Here is a 14,328-nt window from a genome sequence, read left to right on the forward strand (position 1 = left end):
TTCAACAAGCGAGGCTTAGTGATTGACTATCTCGCCGTGCATGGCGGCCAGCCGTGCCAGCAGGCGATTCTGGGTGCGGCGCGGGATCTTTTGTTGATCCATTGCCCAGTTGAGATCTTCGACCAAGGCGTTGAAATCGCCCTCGCGAATGGCCAGATGCGCATGCGCCTGTTGCATCGATTTGGCGGTATCCGGGCACGGGCCATCGGCGACATGGCAGAACTTCTGCACCAGGCGCGCGTTGAGCATGACGATATTGACCCGCGCGAATTTGTCGACGATGCGTTGATCGTCAGCAATGCGCGACAACATGGTTTCCACCAGCGCCTCGATGCCGGCCTGGCCACCAAGTTCGTCGTACAGCGTTTGAGGCGGCTGCGTGGTGGCGCAGGCACTCAGGCTCAGCACACATAGCAGGGACCACCGCAGCCATCGATTCATCAGAACGCTACCTGCAAGGAGAGATACGGGCCGCGCTGGTTGGTCAGCGTGGCGATGTCGCCAAGATCGGCCCAGGCTGCGGTCAACGACACATGCTTGCTGGGGAACCAGGCAACAAAACCGTCGGCCCAGGCCTGTTCGCGCGCAAAGCCCAGATTGTCCGGTTTGCCGCGATATTCCACACCAACCACCCACGACGGCGACAGCACGACCGCAGCACTGGCCTCAGCGACCAGTCGATAGCTGTTGCGACGATCGCCACCGAAGCCGAGCAAACCGGTCTGATTGGCGCGGGTCGCGCGCAGCGTACCGTTGAGCAGTAATTGATAGCCGCCAGCGCCCTGCAACAGCAGCCTGCTGGCGCTGACATAGACATCGGTGCCGTGGTCGTCACGTGCACCGATAGCCAATGGCAGCGTGCCGTCGCGCAGACGCTTGTACTGCACGCCGACGCTGACTTGCGGGGCGCGCCCGTAGACCAGATCGCCGTACACGCGCAGCTTGGCGCCGAAGACATCCTGGCCGAGCGCGTTCCACGGCAGCGCCAGGCGATCCTGCAAGGTGCCCAGGTCCAGGCGCTGGCGCGCAAGCGACAGTTCCAGGCGGTTGCCGACCGTCAGCGCGGCGCCTTGTACATCGAGTCGATAATCGCCGCTGTCCACATGCGTGGCGAACAGCACGGTACCGAGCTCGTCGCGCGTGCCATACCCCGACAACGTGGCCCATGGCACGATGCCGCCACCGCTACTGCCTTCGATCATCGACACGCCACCGGTAGCGAGCAGGCGCCCGTCGCCGGCGACCGCAAACGCTGGCATGAGCGCAACACCGCACACTGCAGAGGCGAGCGCAGCGCGGAGACGATGCTTCATCGTTGCGCTCCCATCTGCGAGGGCGAGGTCATTCCAAGTTGGCGCATGCACCACGCCACGAAGGGGGCTTGCTCCAGCGGCGGTGCGTAGAGATAGCCCTGCACCATGTCGCAGCCATAGCCGCGCAACAGACCGAGCGCAGTGGCGTTTTCGACACCTTCGGCGATCACGCTCAGGCCCAGGTTATGCCCCAGATCGATCGTGCTGCGCACGATGAACGCATCGTCGGTGCCTTCGGCCAGCTGCATGACGAAGCTCTTGTCGATCTTCAATTCATTCACCGGCATGCGCTTGAGTTGGGCCAACGAGGAATAGCCGGTGCCGAAGTCGTCGATGGACAGACGTACGCCGACGCTACGCAGTTGATGCAGCATGTGCAGCGCGGATTCGACATCGCGCATCAAGGCGCTTTCGGTCAGTTCCAGCGTGACCGACTGCGCCGGCACCGCATGCTGTTCCAGCCGCGCACGCACGTAATCGGGCAACCCCGGATCGGAGAGATCCAGTGCCGACAGATTGATCGCCATGCCCAGCTCCAGCCCTTGCGTGCGCCAGTGCGCCTGGCAGCGCAGCGCCTCGTCCAACACGAAGCGGGTCAATGGATGGATGACACCCGAATGCTCGGCCAGCGGAATGAACTCGTCGGGCCCGATCGGACCCAGCGTCGGGTGATGCCAACGCACCAGCACTTCGACCTGTTCGACGCGATCGCTGCGCAGGCAAATCTTGGGTTGGAAGCGCAAGGTCAACTCGTTACCGCCGATAGCCTGGCGCAGATCGCCGGTGAGGCGCAGCCGCCGCAGATGCTGTTCGTCCTGCCCCATGCGATAGACGCTGGCACCGATGGTGGCGGCATCGTCCACCTGCCGACGCGCGATGTCGGCACGGCGTAACAAGGTGTCCGGGTCTGCGCCATGCTCGGGAATCAGGGCGATGCCGATGCTGGCTTCGAGCTGGATGCGTGCCTGCGGCAACACCAATGGGCGACGCAGTTGCAGCAGCAGGCGTTGTGCGTCCTGCTGCACGGTGGTCGCATCGGCGTGCGCCACGATCACCATGAACTCATCGCTGCCCAACCGCCCGACCAGGTTCGGTTCCTGCACCACCTCTGCAAGCCTGCGGCCGGCCTCGACCAGCACTTGGTCGGCGAAATCATGACCAAGGCTGTCGTTGAGTTCTTTGAAACGCTCCAGATCCAGAATCAGCACCGCCGCCGTTCCGCCGGAGGCGACTGTCTGCGCGGTCACGTCTTTCAGGCGTTCGAGCAACCAAACCCGATTGGGCAGCCCGGTCAATGCGTCGTGCCGCGCCTGATGCAGAATGTGTTGCTCGCGGCTGGCGATCTGATGTTGCATGCGCCCAAAACTATCGGCCAGTTCGGCGAGCTCGCGACCCGGCGGAACCTCCACCGCCGTCTGATAATCGCCGCGCTGGATGCGTCGCGCTGCCTGCACCAGTTGCGCGACCGGTTTGCTGACGCTGCGTGCCAGAAAGATCGCCACGCACAGGGCTGCAGCGGTTGCCAAACCTGCCAGCAGCAGGATGCGCAACTTGAGCGTGCGATAGGGCGCGACCGCGCGATCGAGCGAGGCCTGCAAGGCCACCCGCACGTGGCTGTCGCCCTGAAGCGATTGCAGTTTGACCAGGTAGCGTGATTCGCCCAGGTTGAGCGGAATCGCTTCCGCCTGCGTGTGCTCGGCGGCAGGTAACTGTTGCGCAAACTCGCGACGCGCTGCCGGCTCCAGGGTGGATGCCAGCACGCGCACCGGTGGGCCATCGGTAAAGAACGTGGCATCCAGTCCAGTCGTGCTGCGGAAGTCCTGCGCCAGGCCGTCGCCGGATTCGTTGCCGATCGCGATCCAGCCAACGCGACTGGGCGCCAGCACCTGCACCACGGCCAGGCGCACGATATGTTGATCCAGGGCAACCACGCCGACTGCGCGTCCATCGCGCTGCGCCTGCTGCAACAACGCCTGCACCGCACGCAATTGTTCGGCCTGCGGAAGGTCGGCCAACCCGGTCAAAAATTCGCCATCCGGCGAAAGCAGCACTGCGGTCTGCGCAGACATGCGCGCGGCATGGTTGCGCAGCGCCGATTGCATGGTGGGCACATCGCCGCTGGCCACCGCGGCACGAAAACCGAAGTCGTCTGCCAGCACCGACGCCGATTGCAGCAATTGCTCATCACGGCGCAGATTGATGCGCTGCCACACGCGTTCGCCGATCTGCAGTTCTTCGCCCAATTGCGCCTTGACGCTGCGCTCGGTGGCCAGCTGCACGGCGATGAAGGTCAACGCCTGCGTGGCCAGCACGACCAGCACCAGCAGAGCCGCGATGCGCGTGTGCAGGCGCATCGCCCTCATGGGTGCGGCTTCTTGGGATCGGCGCTGCGGAACTTGTCCTGCAGCGCACGCACGCGCTCGTCCGGTGGCGCCACCGCCGGAGCGGCGCCAGTGGTCTGCAAGGTGACCTTGCGTTGCAAGGCATCACGCGCAATCACCAGCGGCTCGCCCACCGCAGCGCCCTTGATGCGTGGATGCCACACGCGCAGCGTGTACGTTCCTGCCGGGGCATCGAGTTGTACGCGACCATCGCTCCCGGTCTTGCCGAAATACGGCGTCTCCAGCACCACGATATAGCCCAGCATCCAGTCATGGATGTTGCAGCCCACCGTGACCAGACCGGCCTGATCGAACCGCACCGGTGCAGCGGTAGTGCCCTGAAACAGCGGCAATTCGAAGCGTTTGGCGGGCGAGAACGAATACACCTGGTGACGGATCTGATCGTTGTTCGGAAACCGTACCGAGGTGCCGGTGCGCACCGCCAAGACCGCCGGCACGAATTGCGAATTGACCTGATCCATCTCCAGCATCTTGCCCGCGCTGGCTGCAGCGGGCCGCGGCAGTTCCAGACTGACCACCGCATCGACCAGGACACCGTTGGCATCGGTCACGGTGACGCTCACCGGCGTTGCTGCAGCCGGTGTCATCGCGCCAGACAGCGCAAGCAACGACATCGCACCTAATTGTTTAAACCACGGCATCCGCATGCGCCCCTACCTCGTGCAATCGGCAGCGGGCGCCAGGCGAATCCGACGTCGCGCTAGCGATCAGACTGAGTTATCGGCGCGGGTGAACGCAAGCTTTAACCAGACACGAGCGGAATTTTATGAATAGAAGTGTGGCACCTGTCATGCCGCATGTTGCGGACGCGGCCATGCGCTGTTTGAGCGATCGGCCACGCATTGCGCACCTGGCGCCGAAAAAACCAACAGCGCCAACAGTCGACCTCTCTGTCGAGTTACTTCAGCTTGATCTCGCGCAGGCGCTCTTCCAGAAACCCGTGTGCGGTGATCGGCTCGAGGTAGCGGCTCGGGTTGTCGGCACTGATGCATGAGGGCAGCACGTCGATCAAAAAGTCCGGATTTGGATGCAGGAAGAACGGCACCGAGTAGCGCGGCTTGCGCGCCGCTTCGCCCGGCGGGTTCACCACGCGGTGAATCGTGGACGGATAAACATGGTTGGTCAGACGCTGCAGCATGTCGCCGATATTGACCACGATGGTGTCGGCGTCAGCGGTGAACGGCACCCACTCGCCGTCGTTGGAACGCACTTCCAGACCGGCCGCGCTCGCACCGACCAGCAAGGTGATGAAGTTGATGTCGCCATGCGCCCCGGCGCGCACATTGGGAATGTCGTCGCTGGTGATCGGCGGATAATGGATCGGGCGCAGGATCGAATTGCCGTTGTTGGTCTTGTCGACAAAATAGTCCTGCGGCAGGCCGATGTGCAGCGCCAGTGCTGCGAGCACGCGCGAGCCCAGCTGGTCGAGCTGCTGATACAGCTGGTAGCCGCGCTCACGGAATCCGGGCACTTCTTCCGGCCACAGGTTCGGCGCCATCACCTCGCGGTACGGCGAATCGTCCGGAATCTCGCGGCCGATGTGCCAGAACTCCTTCAGATCGAAATGCTTGGAGTCCTTGGCGGTTTCCACACCAAAGGCGGTATAGCCACGTGCGCCGCCACTGCCCGGCACGTGGTAGCGGCGCTTGACCTCTTCCGGCAACGCGAAGAATGCCTTGAACACGTCGTAGGCCGCGTCGATCTCGGTCTGCGCGATGCCGTGATTGCGGATGCCGGCAAAGCCCCATTGGCGATAGGCCGCACCGAGCTCGGCGACGAAAGCGTCGCGATCGGTATCGAAACGGGTGATGTCCAGGGTGGGGATGCGCGCGCTCATACGGATATCTGCAGTCGAAGTCGAAAAGTCGGGAGGACGCCTGCCGCTCAGGACAGCAGGCGATACAACACATAGAACGTTGCGGCCTTGGCGAGGACCACGCAAACGCCAATGATCAGCGACTCACGCCGCGTCACGCACCGCTCCGGAGAGCCGGTCGAGCGTGTCCTGCATCAGGCCGGCGTCGTCGGCTTCCACGGTCACGCGCACCACAGGCTCGGTGCCGGACGGACGCAGGAACGCACGTCCGCGGCCTTGCACGGCGGCTTGCGCCTGCTGCAGCGCCTGCTGCACGCCGGGCGCTTCGACGATGGCCTTGGCCGCGCCGCCCTCCAGACGCACATTCACGGTCTTTTGCGGCACCTTGGCCAGGCCGCTCAGCGCTTCGCGAAGGCTGTGCCCATCGCGGCCCAGCGCTTCGAGCACCTGCAGTGCGCTGACGATGCCGTCGCCGGTGCTGGCGCGGTCCAGACACAGCAAATGGCCGGAGGTCTCTCCACCCAGCGTGCCGCCGCCTTCGACCAGCGCCTGATGCACGTAGCGGTCGCCCACCTTTGCGCGCTGGAACGGAATCCGCAGCGCGGCCAGTGCCGGCTCCAGGCCGTAATTGGTCATCAAGGTGCCGACCACGGTGCCGGTGAGCCGGCCGCTGGCCTGCCACGAGCGGGCCAGGAGATACAGCAGATCGTCGCCATCGACCGGGTTGCCCTGGTCGTCGGCCATCAGCACGCGATCGCCATCGCCATCGAAGGCGATGCCCAGATGCGCGCCGCTCTCGCGCACCTTGGCGGCAAGGTTGTCGATATGCGTCGAGCCAACGCCATCGTTGATGTTAAGCCCGTCCGGCGCCGCACCGATCACCACCACATCGGCACCCAGCTCACGGAACAGCATCGGCGCGATGTGATACGTGGCGCCGTGCGCGCAATCCAGCACCATTTTCAGGCCGTGCAGGGTGAAGCCGCGTGCCACGCTGGCCTTGCAGAATTCGATGTAACGGCCGATCGCATCGCGGGTGCGGATCGCCTTGCCCAGGCGCTCGGATTCCACGGTATGGAACGGCTCGTCCAACGCGGCTTCGATCGCCGCTTCGGTGGCGTCATCGAGCTTTTCGCCCTCGGCGGAGAAGAACTTGATGCCGTTGTCGTAATGCGGGTTGTGCGAGGCGCTGATGACCACGCCGGCATCGGCGCGCAAGGTGCTGGTCAAGAACGCGATGGCGGGCGTCGGCATCGGGCCAATCATCTGCACATCGGCGCCTGCAGCGACCAGGCCGGCTTCCAACGCGGCTTCGAACATGTAGCCGGAAATACGGGTGTCCTTGCCGATCAACACCAGCGGACGCTTGCTGCGCCCTTGCGTGAGCACGCGGCCGAGCGCATTGCCCAGGCGCAGTACGAAGTCGGCAGAAATGACGCCCTGCCCGACCCGACCGCGGATGCCGTCGGTGCCGAAGTATTTACGGGCGCTCACAGGGTCTGGACCTTGAGGACCGAGACCAGGGACCGTGGCCCTGAGACCTGGCAAGAACCGTTGCAATCGCAAAATGCCATGCGAGCGAGCACAGCGTTTTCGAGTCCCCGGCCCTGGGTCCCGGGCCCGGTGTTCATCAGTGCCATCCTCACGCCACCGCCTCCTGCGGACGCGCCTGACGCATCATCATCGCGGTCAGGTCGGCAATGCGGTCGCGCATCTCGCGACGGTCGCAGATCTGGTCGATGGCGCCGTGATCGAGCAGGAATTCCGAACGCTGAAAGCCTTCCGGCAAGGTTTCGCGCACAGTCTGTTCGATCACACGCGGGCCGGCGAAGCCGATCAATGCGTGCGGTTCTGCGATGTTGATATCGCCGAGCATCGCGAACGACGCCGACACGCCACCGGTGGTGGGATGGGTCAGCACCGAGATGTACGGCAAGCCGGCTTCGCGCAGGCGACCGAGCGCTGCGGAGGTCTTGGCCATCTGCATCAGCGAAAACAGACCTTCCTGCATGCGCGCCCCGCCACTGGCGGAGAAGCACACGAACGGGCAGCCCACTTCCAGCGCTACTTCGGCCGCACGCGCAAAGCGCTCGCCGACCACCGAGCCCATCGAGCCGCCCATGAAGGGAAAATCGAAGGCGGCTGCGACCAGCGGGTTGCCCTTGAGCGTGCCGCGCATGGCGATGAGCGCGTCGTACTCGCCGCTGGCCTTTTGACTGGCCTTGATGCGTTCGCCGTAGCGCTTCTGGTCCTTGAACTTGAGCACGTCGACCGGACTCAGCTGGGCGGCGATTTCGGTAGTCGCGGTTTCCGGGTCGAACAGCGAGTTCAGGCGCGCGCGGGCGCGAATGGCCATGTGGTGGTCACACTTCGGACACACCTCCAGGTTCTCCTCAAGCTCCGGGCCGTACAGCGCGCTGCCGCAGTTGCTGCACTTTTCCCACAGACCCTCGGGGACGCTGCGCTTCTTGGCTGGGGTGTTCTCGGTGCGGATGCCGGAGGGCATCAATTTGCTGAGCCAACTCATGCGTTTATGACAATCCATGCAGGGCGGCGATGCGGGCCGCAGAGGGGCGACAGTCTAACGCAGCGCCCCAGGCTGGTGCAGCGCGTGGGGCAGCGGCGGATGGCCGGGGTTCTGGCGGGGCTTGCTTGAGATGGCTGTTTGGCGCTGCGGGCTGGTATTTGACGCAACGTCCGCTAACGGCCTTGCGCAGCCTCGCACCGCTTGACGTCCCCCCTCCCCTTGCCGCAAGAGAGGGACTAACGCCGCGCCGCCTTTCCCACGCAGCGAGCGCTAACCGGGCCTGCTGCGCAGATGTCTCACTGCGTCTGATCCAGCGCCTGCCGCAGCGGGGCCAGGAAGGCTTCAGCGCATTCGCGGGCGCTGCGCACATCTTCGGCTTCGGCCAGGGCCGCGACCAGGGCGCTGCCGACCACGACACCGTCTGCATCGACCGCCATCGCGGCGGCACTGGCAGCATCCTTGATGCCGAATCCTGCCACCACCGGTGCGCCGGCGCGCTGGCGCAACTGGCGCAAGCGATCACTGGCGGCATGGGTATCGAGCAGGTTGGAGGCGCCGGTCACGCCAGCAAAGCTGACGTAGTACAGATAGCCCTGCGCGGTGCTGCACAGCATGTCCAGGCGCTGCTCGCTGGTGGTCGGCGAGGCCAGCGCGATCAGCGCCAGCCCGACCTCGGTGAAGATTTCGCGGGTTTCTGCTGCTTCTTCGGGAGGCAGATCGACCAGCAGCACGCCGTCCACACCTGCAGCGACGGCGGCTTCGGCGAAGCGGCGCGTGCCGTGGATTTCGATCGGGTTGAGGTAGCCCATCAGCACCACCGGGGTGGTGGCGTCTTCGCGGCGGAATTCGTGCACCGCTTCCAGCACGTAGGCCAGGCCAGCGCCACGCCCCAGCGCGCGCTCGGAACTGCGCTGGATGGTGGGGCCGTCGGCCATCGGATCGGAGAACGGAACGCCCAATTCGATCACGTCGGCACCGGCGCGCACCAGCGCATGCATCACCGGCACGGTGGCTTCCAGCGATGGGTCGCCGGCGGTAATGAAGGGAATCAGTGCCTTGCGGCCGGCCTGACGCAGGGCGTCAAAACGCGCAGCGATACGGTCTGGCGCACGGCTCATGCGCAGCCCTCCACCAGTTGCACGGCGTCCCAGCTTCCCCAATACATCGATGTCACAGTGCCTTCTCCGGTTTCATAGCGAACGGCGAACTCGCCTTGCGGGTCGCGCCACGTCAAATAAAGAGCGTTGCCGCCATCGCGGCCATATTTATGCGGTTGGACGCTGTAGCCCGATGGCAGGCGCGCACGCGCCTCCGCCTCGCTGTCGCCAACGCGGATACCGAACGGGCCCACCGGGCCGGAGTCGGTAACGTCGAAACGGACGATGCGATCGGCTTCGACCATCATCGCCACGCCGCTGGGTAACAACCCGGCTTCCACATAGCCGCAATGTCCCAGCGGCCCCGCGTTGAGCGGTGCCCAGCGCGCACGTGGCTCCAGCTCACTGAAGCGCTGGCCAACACGTACCTCACCGCTGCGGTCCAGCACGGGGGCAGTTGCCGCAGCACAGGCCAGCGCAGACATGCACAGCAGCGACACACCACCGCCCAGCGTGCGCATCTGCGCTGCGATCACAGCACCATGCCTTCGCGCGCGGCGATGGTGTGCACGTCCTTGTCGCCACGCCCGGACAGGTTGCACAGGATCAGCGCGTCCTTGGGCATCTCGCGCGCCAGCTTGATCGACTGCGCCACTGCGTGGCTGGATTCCAGCGCGGCAAGAATGCCCTCGGTGTGCGCCAGCAGATGGAAGGCCGCCATCGCCTCGTCGTCGGTGATGCCCTGATACACGGCGCGACCACTGTCGGACAGGAATGCGTGCTCGGGCCCGACGCCGGGGTAATCAAGGCCCGCGGAGATCGAATGGGTTTCAGTGATCTGGCCGTCGTCGTCGCAGATCACGTAGGTGCGGTTGCCGTGCAGCACGCCGGGGCGTCCAGCAGCGATGGACGCGGCATGGCGGCCGGTGGCGATGCCGTCGCCGGCGGCTTCGGCGCCGTAGATCTTGACGCCCGGATCGTTGAGAAAGGCGTGGAACAGGCCGATGGCATTGCTGCCGCCACCGACGCAGGCGCTGATCGCATCCGGCAGGCGGCCGTAGTCCTGCAGCATCTGCTCACGTGCTTCGCGGCCCACGATTGCGTTGAAGTCACGCACCATGCGCGGATACGGGTCCGGGCCGGCCACCGTGCCGATGATGTAGAAGGTGTCGCGCACATTGGTGACCCAGTCGCGCATCGCTTCGTTGAGCGCATCCTTGAGCGTGGCCGAGCCGGAGGTCACCGGAACCACCTTCGCGCCCAGCAGCTGCATCCGGTAGACGTTGATCTTCTGCCGTTCGATGTCGGTGGCGCCCATGTAGACCACGCACTCCAGGCCCAGCCGTGCCGCCACCGTGGCACTGGCCACGCCATGCTGGCCGGCGCCGGTCTCGGCGATGATCCGGGTCTTGCCCATGCGGCTGGCCAACAGGGCCTGGCCGATGGTGTTGTTGATCTTGTGCGCGCCGGTATGGTTCAGGTCTTCGCGCTTGAGCAGGATTTGCGCCCCGCCCACTTCGCGACTGAGCCGCTCGGCGTGATAGATCGGGCTGGGCCGGCCGACGTAGTGCTTGAGGTCCTTGTCGTATTCGGCGATGAACGCCGGGTCCTGACGCGCCTGATCGTAGGCGGCAGACAGTTCCTGCAGCGGGCCGATCAAGGTTTCGGCGACAAACCGGCCACCGAACTTGCCGAAGTGGCCGGCAGCGTCGGGATAGGCGTAAAAGTCACTGATGGGCTGGGCCGACATGGAGATCCTCTGCAGCGATGCGGTCATACGCGAAGCCGTCACCTTACCGCAGCCAGGCAATGCGATAAATCGATAAGATTGCCGCAACCTGTGATCTGGACTCACACATGAGCACCGTGCTTCCACCGCTGGCGGCGTTGCGCGCCTTCGAGGCCGCCGCACGCCTGCAAAGCGTCAGCCGCGCCGCGCAGGAACTGCACGTCACCCATGGCGCAATCAGCCGCCACGTCCGTTCGCTGGAACAGGCGCTGGGCGCGGCGTTGTTCGCCCGCCAGGGCCGCGGCCTGGTGCTGACGGCTGCCGGCGCCCGCCTGCGCGATGCCACCGGCGAAGGCTTCGCGCTGATCGCCGATACCTGGGCCGCATTGCAACGCCCGGCGAGCGAGGCACCGCTGGTGCTGGGCTGCTCCGGCAGCCTGCTGGCGCGCTGGGTGATTCCGCGGCTCGGCCTGCTGCAGCGCGACCTGCCCGACCTGCGCCTGCACCTGTCGGCCAACGAACAACCGCCCGGCCCGGATCTGGACGGCCTGGACGCCGCCTTGCTGCTGGACACCCCGCCGTGGCCCGGCGAATGGCAGGTGCACGAGCTGGGCGTGGAATGGATCGGCCCAGTGCTGAGTCCCCAGCTGGCAAGTGCGTTGCAGATCGACGGAAAACGCCCAGACGCCCTGCGCGACCACCGCCTGCTTCATACACGCTCGCGGCCGCAAGCCTGGCCGGAATGGGCACAGGCGCATGGCGTGGCGCCCGACGCGCTGCGCTTCGGCACCGAGTTCGAGCATCTGGTGTATCTACTGGAAGCTGCCGCCGCCGGCCTGGGCATCGCCATCGCCCCGCACCCGCTGGTTGCCGCAGATCTGGCGGCCGGGCGCCTGTTGGCACCGTGGGGATTCACCGCCACGCGCGGGCGCTGGGTGCTGTGCGCCGCCAGGCGCAATCCGGACCCACGCATCGAACGCCTTGCCGGCTGGTTAGGCGAGGCATTGGCCAAGGATCAGTTCACGCCAACGACGCCGAGTACGGGAGCAGCCTGAGCTTCCATCGCGAAATCGCCTCGCCAAGCAATGCGCAAGCGCGGCTAACGAACCGTAACGAGTAGTCGTGGGAATGGGTGTGGACGGCACGCTTGGAACCGTAGGGCATGCGTACTCGATGCCACAACGAGCAGCGGCCGCGCCCGCCGACGGTGAGCGCAGCAGCTTTGTCAGCAGCACTGAAGTCGACTGCGCGCGTTACAAGACAAGCGCAGCGGCTCAAGGAATTTGCAGGGATCAAAGAGTCTGAGCAGACGGCCAGATGGCGAATGAACGAATGACTGGGTGCGACCGCTAGCCATTAACAAAACACGAGCCACCAGCAGCCGTCCACAACCAATCACGCCACCGCAGCGAACCCGCTCTTACCAATCCCCAATCCCAACTCACCAATCCCGAAACCTACGACATCTCGTGGCAATCGGCCCGCCGCACTTCTTCCACGAACTTGCGCATCTTGTGGCCGTCCTTGATGCCGGGCGCCAGCTCCACGCCGCTGGACACATCCACGCCCCACGGCAACGTCGCAACGATCGCGTCGAACACATTGTCGGCCGTGATGCCGCCGGCGAGCAGAAACGGGCGATGCAGCCCGGTGGGTAGGCGCGACCAGTCGAAGGTCTTGCCGGTACCGCCGCCTGCGCCAGGCGCATGGCTGTCGAACAGGAAACCGGCCGAATTGGGAAAGGCCAACTGCAAGGTACGCGCGTTGGCGTCTTCGCCGTTCACCCCGGCGCTGCCCATCGGCACGGCCTTGAGGTACGGCAGATTGAAGCTGCGGCAGAACGCGTCGTCTTCCTCGCCGTGGAACTGCAGCAGGGTCGGCCGCACGGTGCGCACCACTTCGCGCACTTCTTCCTTGGAGTTGTTGCGGAACAGGGCCACCACATCGACCATCGGCGCGGTGGCCTGGCGCATCGCGCGCGCCTCGGCCGGCGCCACGCGGCGCGGGCTGCCGTGCGCGAAGATGAAACCCACCGCGTCCACACCCAGCTCCCCGGCCAGTCGGATGTCTCCGGCGCGGGTCATGCCACAGAACTTGATACGGGTGCGGTACAGCGATCGATTCATTGGGTCACCTCGGCAGGCAGATGCCACTCTGCAGGATACAGAGGCCCGATAAACACCAGGCCTTGTGGCGGCGCTGTTGGCCCGGCAACCGTGCGGTCGCGCCCGGCGAGCAACGTCGCGATCCAGTCGGTCGGTTGCTCGCCGGTTCCGATCAAAATCAGCGAGCCAACAATATTCCGCACCATGTGATGAAGGAATGCATTGGCCTGGACCTGCACCTCCACCACCTCGCCGATGCGCTGCACGGTAATGGCCTGCAGGTTGCGGCGCGCATGCAGGGCCTGACATTGCACGCTGCGGAACGCGCTGAAGTCGTTTTCGCCCAACAGCGCCTGCGCGGCGGCATGCATGGCATCGGCATCAAGCGGCCGACGCTCCCAGCTCAGCGTCTGTCGATACAGCGCCGGACGGATCTGACGGTTCAGCAGGCGGTAGCGATAACGGCGCGCACGCGCGGAAAAACGCGCATGAAAATCGTCGGCGGCCGGCACGCACCAGCGCACCGCGATCGACGGCGGCAGCCGCGCGGTGGTGCCCAGCATCCAGCCACGCAGTTCGCGCCGCGCGTCGCTGTCGAAATGCACCACCTGGCATTCGCCATGGACGCCGGCATCGGTGCGACCCGCGCACACCACCTGGATCGGCGCGTCGGCGACCGACGACAACGCCGCCTGCACGCTGGCCTGCACACTCGGCCCACCGTGCTCGCCCAACTGCTGCCAGCCCTGGAACTCGCTGCCGTCGTACTCCACGCCCAGCGCGTAACGCATCGGTACCTGCCTATTGATTGAATCGGTGAGGCGTCTGCATCACATGTTGGGAACCGCTAAGCGCGCAGTCGAGCAGTGACGCCGACAGCGCGCGACGGATGCCGCCGGTGCATGGTACAGCCGGCCACTCGCCAACAGCGTTTGCCGGCGACCCGCCGTCATCGACGGCTTGCGTCAAGCTGCGGCGCGCTCGGACCACACCGCCAGCGTGCTGCCGCCGGGCTCGCGGAAATGAAACCGGCTGCCACCGGGAAAGCCGAACACCGGCTTGACGATCTCGCCGCCTGCCGCGCGCACGCGCTCCAGCATCGGTGCCAGGTCGTCGGCATACAGCACCACCAACGGGCCACCTTCTGCCGGGGCGGGCACCGTGGTGCGATAAAAGCCCCCGTCCAGACGGCCGTCGTTGAAGGCCAGGTAGTCCGGGCCATAGGCCTGAAACTGCCAGCCGAACACGGTCTCGAAGAAGGCCCGGCTGGCGTCGGGATCGATGGAAGCGAACTCCACGTAATCGATCCGCCGCTCGCGCACCGTGACGCTATCCATGG

General features: G+C 65.4%; 14 protein-coding genes. 1 reads left to right on the plus strand and 13 read right to left on the minus strand.

What is annotated here, in order from left to right; all coding sequences use genetic code 11:
* Positions 1-15: 15 nt before the first annotated feature.
* The 10 genes from ABQU90_RS06350 to trpB form a co-directional block, all read right to left on the minus strand.
* A complete protein-coding gene (locus ABQU90_RS06350; RefSeq protein ID WP_115513335.1) occupies positions 16-441 on the minus strand; it encodes a group I truncated hemoglobin in 426 nt (141 codons plus the stop codon).
* Complete coding sequence (locus ABQU90_RS06355; RefSeq protein ID WP_115554125.1) at positions 441-1,313, minus strand: DUF3034 family protein; 873 nt, start codon at positions 1,311-1,313, stop codon at positions 441-443. Before ABQU90_RS06355 ends, ABQU90_RS06350 begins: the two co-directional genes overlap by 1 nt.
* The gene (locus tag ABQU90_RS06360) at positions 1,310-3,676 is read right to left on the minus strand and encodes a putative bifunctional diguanylate cyclase/phosphodiesterase (RefSeq protein WP_323521180.1); all 2,367 of its coding nucleotides are present in this window, start codon (positions 3,674-3,676) and stop codon (positions 1,310-1,312) included. Before ABQU90_RS06360 ends, ABQU90_RS06355 begins: the two co-directional genes overlap by 4 nt.
* Entirely contained in the window at positions 3,673-4,356 is a 684-nt protein-coding gene (locus ABQU90_RS06365; RefSeq protein WP_323521181.1) for a methylamine utilization protein, read from the minus strand. Before ABQU90_RS06365 ends, ABQU90_RS06360 begins: the two co-directional genes overlap by 4 nt.
* A 257-nt stretch (positions 4,357-4,613) precedes the next feature.
* The gene (locus tag ABQU90_RS06370) at positions 4,614-5,552 is read right to left on the minus strand and encodes an isopenicillin N synthase family dioxygenase (RefSeq protein WP_055850060.1); all 939 of its coding nucleotides are present in this window, start codon (positions 5,550-5,552) and stop codon (positions 4,614-4,616) included.
* Between the two features lie 123 nt (positions 5,553-5,675).
* Complete coding sequence (glmM, locus tag ABQU90_RS06375) at positions 5,676-7,025, minus strand: phosphoglucosamine mutase (RefSeq protein WP_323521182.1); 1,350 nt, start codon at positions 7,023-7,025, stop codon at positions 5,676-5,678.
* 148 nt (positions 7,026-7,173) lie between these two features.
* Positions 7,174-8,058 carry an acetyl-CoA carboxylase, carboxyltransferase subunit beta gene (accD, locus tag ABQU90_RS06380; protein WP_104615893.1) on the minus strand — a complete coding sequence of 295 codons (885 nt, stop codon included), beginning with the start codon at positions 8,056-8,058 and terminating at the stop codon, positions 7,174-7,176.
* Between the two features lie 296 nt (positions 8,059-8,354).
* Positions 8,355-9,176, minus strand: a complete 822-nt coding sequence (gene trpA, locus ABQU90_RS06385) for a tryptophan synthase subunit alpha (RefSeq protein WP_323521183.1) — start codon at positions 9,174-9,176, stop codon at positions 8,355-8,357.
* Positions 9,173-9,691, minus strand: a complete 519-nt coding sequence (locus ABQU90_RS06390) for a hypothetical protein (RefSeq protein ID WP_323521184.1) — start codon at positions 9,689-9,691, stop codon at positions 9,173-9,175. The genes trpA and ABQU90_RS06390 overlap by 4 nt, the downstream gene beginning before the upstream one ends.
* Positions 9,688-10,905, minus strand: coding sequence for a tryptophan synthase subunit beta (gene trpB, locus ABQU90_RS06395; protein WP_055850419.1), 1,218 nt, complete (start codon positions 10,903-10,905; stop codon positions 9,688-9,690). Before trpB ends, ABQU90_RS06390 begins: the two co-directional genes overlap by 4 nt.
* 107 nt (positions 10,906-11,012) lie before the next feature.
* Between trpB and ABQU90_RS06400 the strand changes: the two genes are divergently transcribed.
* Positions 11,013-11,939 (plus strand): LysR family transcriptional regulator, encoded by a 927-nt coding sequence (locus ABQU90_RS06400; RefSeq protein WP_323521185.1) that lies wholly within the window; start codon positions 11,013-11,015, stop codon positions 11,937-11,939.
* A 402-nt stretch (positions 11,940-12,341) separates the two neighbouring features.
* Here the strand turns inward: ABQU90_RS06400 and ABQU90_RS06405 are convergent, their stop codons facing one another.
* The 3 genes from ABQU90_RS06405 to ABQU90_RS06415 all read right to left on the minus strand — a co-directional run bounded on the left by ABQU90_RS06405 (position 12,342) and on the right by ABQU90_RS06415 (position 14,326).
* Positions 12,342-13,010, minus strand: a complete 669-nt coding sequence (locus ABQU90_RS06405) for a phosphoribosylanthranilate isomerase (RefSeq protein WP_055850047.1) — start codon at positions 13,008-13,010, stop codon at positions 12,342-12,344.
* Positions 13,007-13,780, minus strand: a complete 774-nt coding sequence (gene truA / locus ABQU90_RS06410; protein ID WP_055850044.1) for a tRNA pseudouridine(38-40) synthase TruA — start codon at positions 13,778-13,780, stop codon at positions 13,007-13,009. Before truA ends, ABQU90_RS06405 begins: the two co-directional genes overlap by 4 nt.
* 174 nt (positions 13,781-13,954) lie before the next feature.
* Entirely contained in the window at positions 13,955-14,326 is a 372-nt protein-coding gene (locus ABQU90_RS06415) for a VOC family protein (RefSeq protein ID WP_193552494.1), read from the minus strand.
* Positions 14,327-14,328 lie beyond the last annotated feature (2 nt).

Origin of the sequence: Xanthomonas sp. WHRI 10207 (assembly GCF_040202975.1) — a bacterium.
Lineage (GTDB): Bacteria > Pseudomonadota > Gammaproteobacteria > Xanthomonadales > Xanthomonadaceae > Xanthomonas.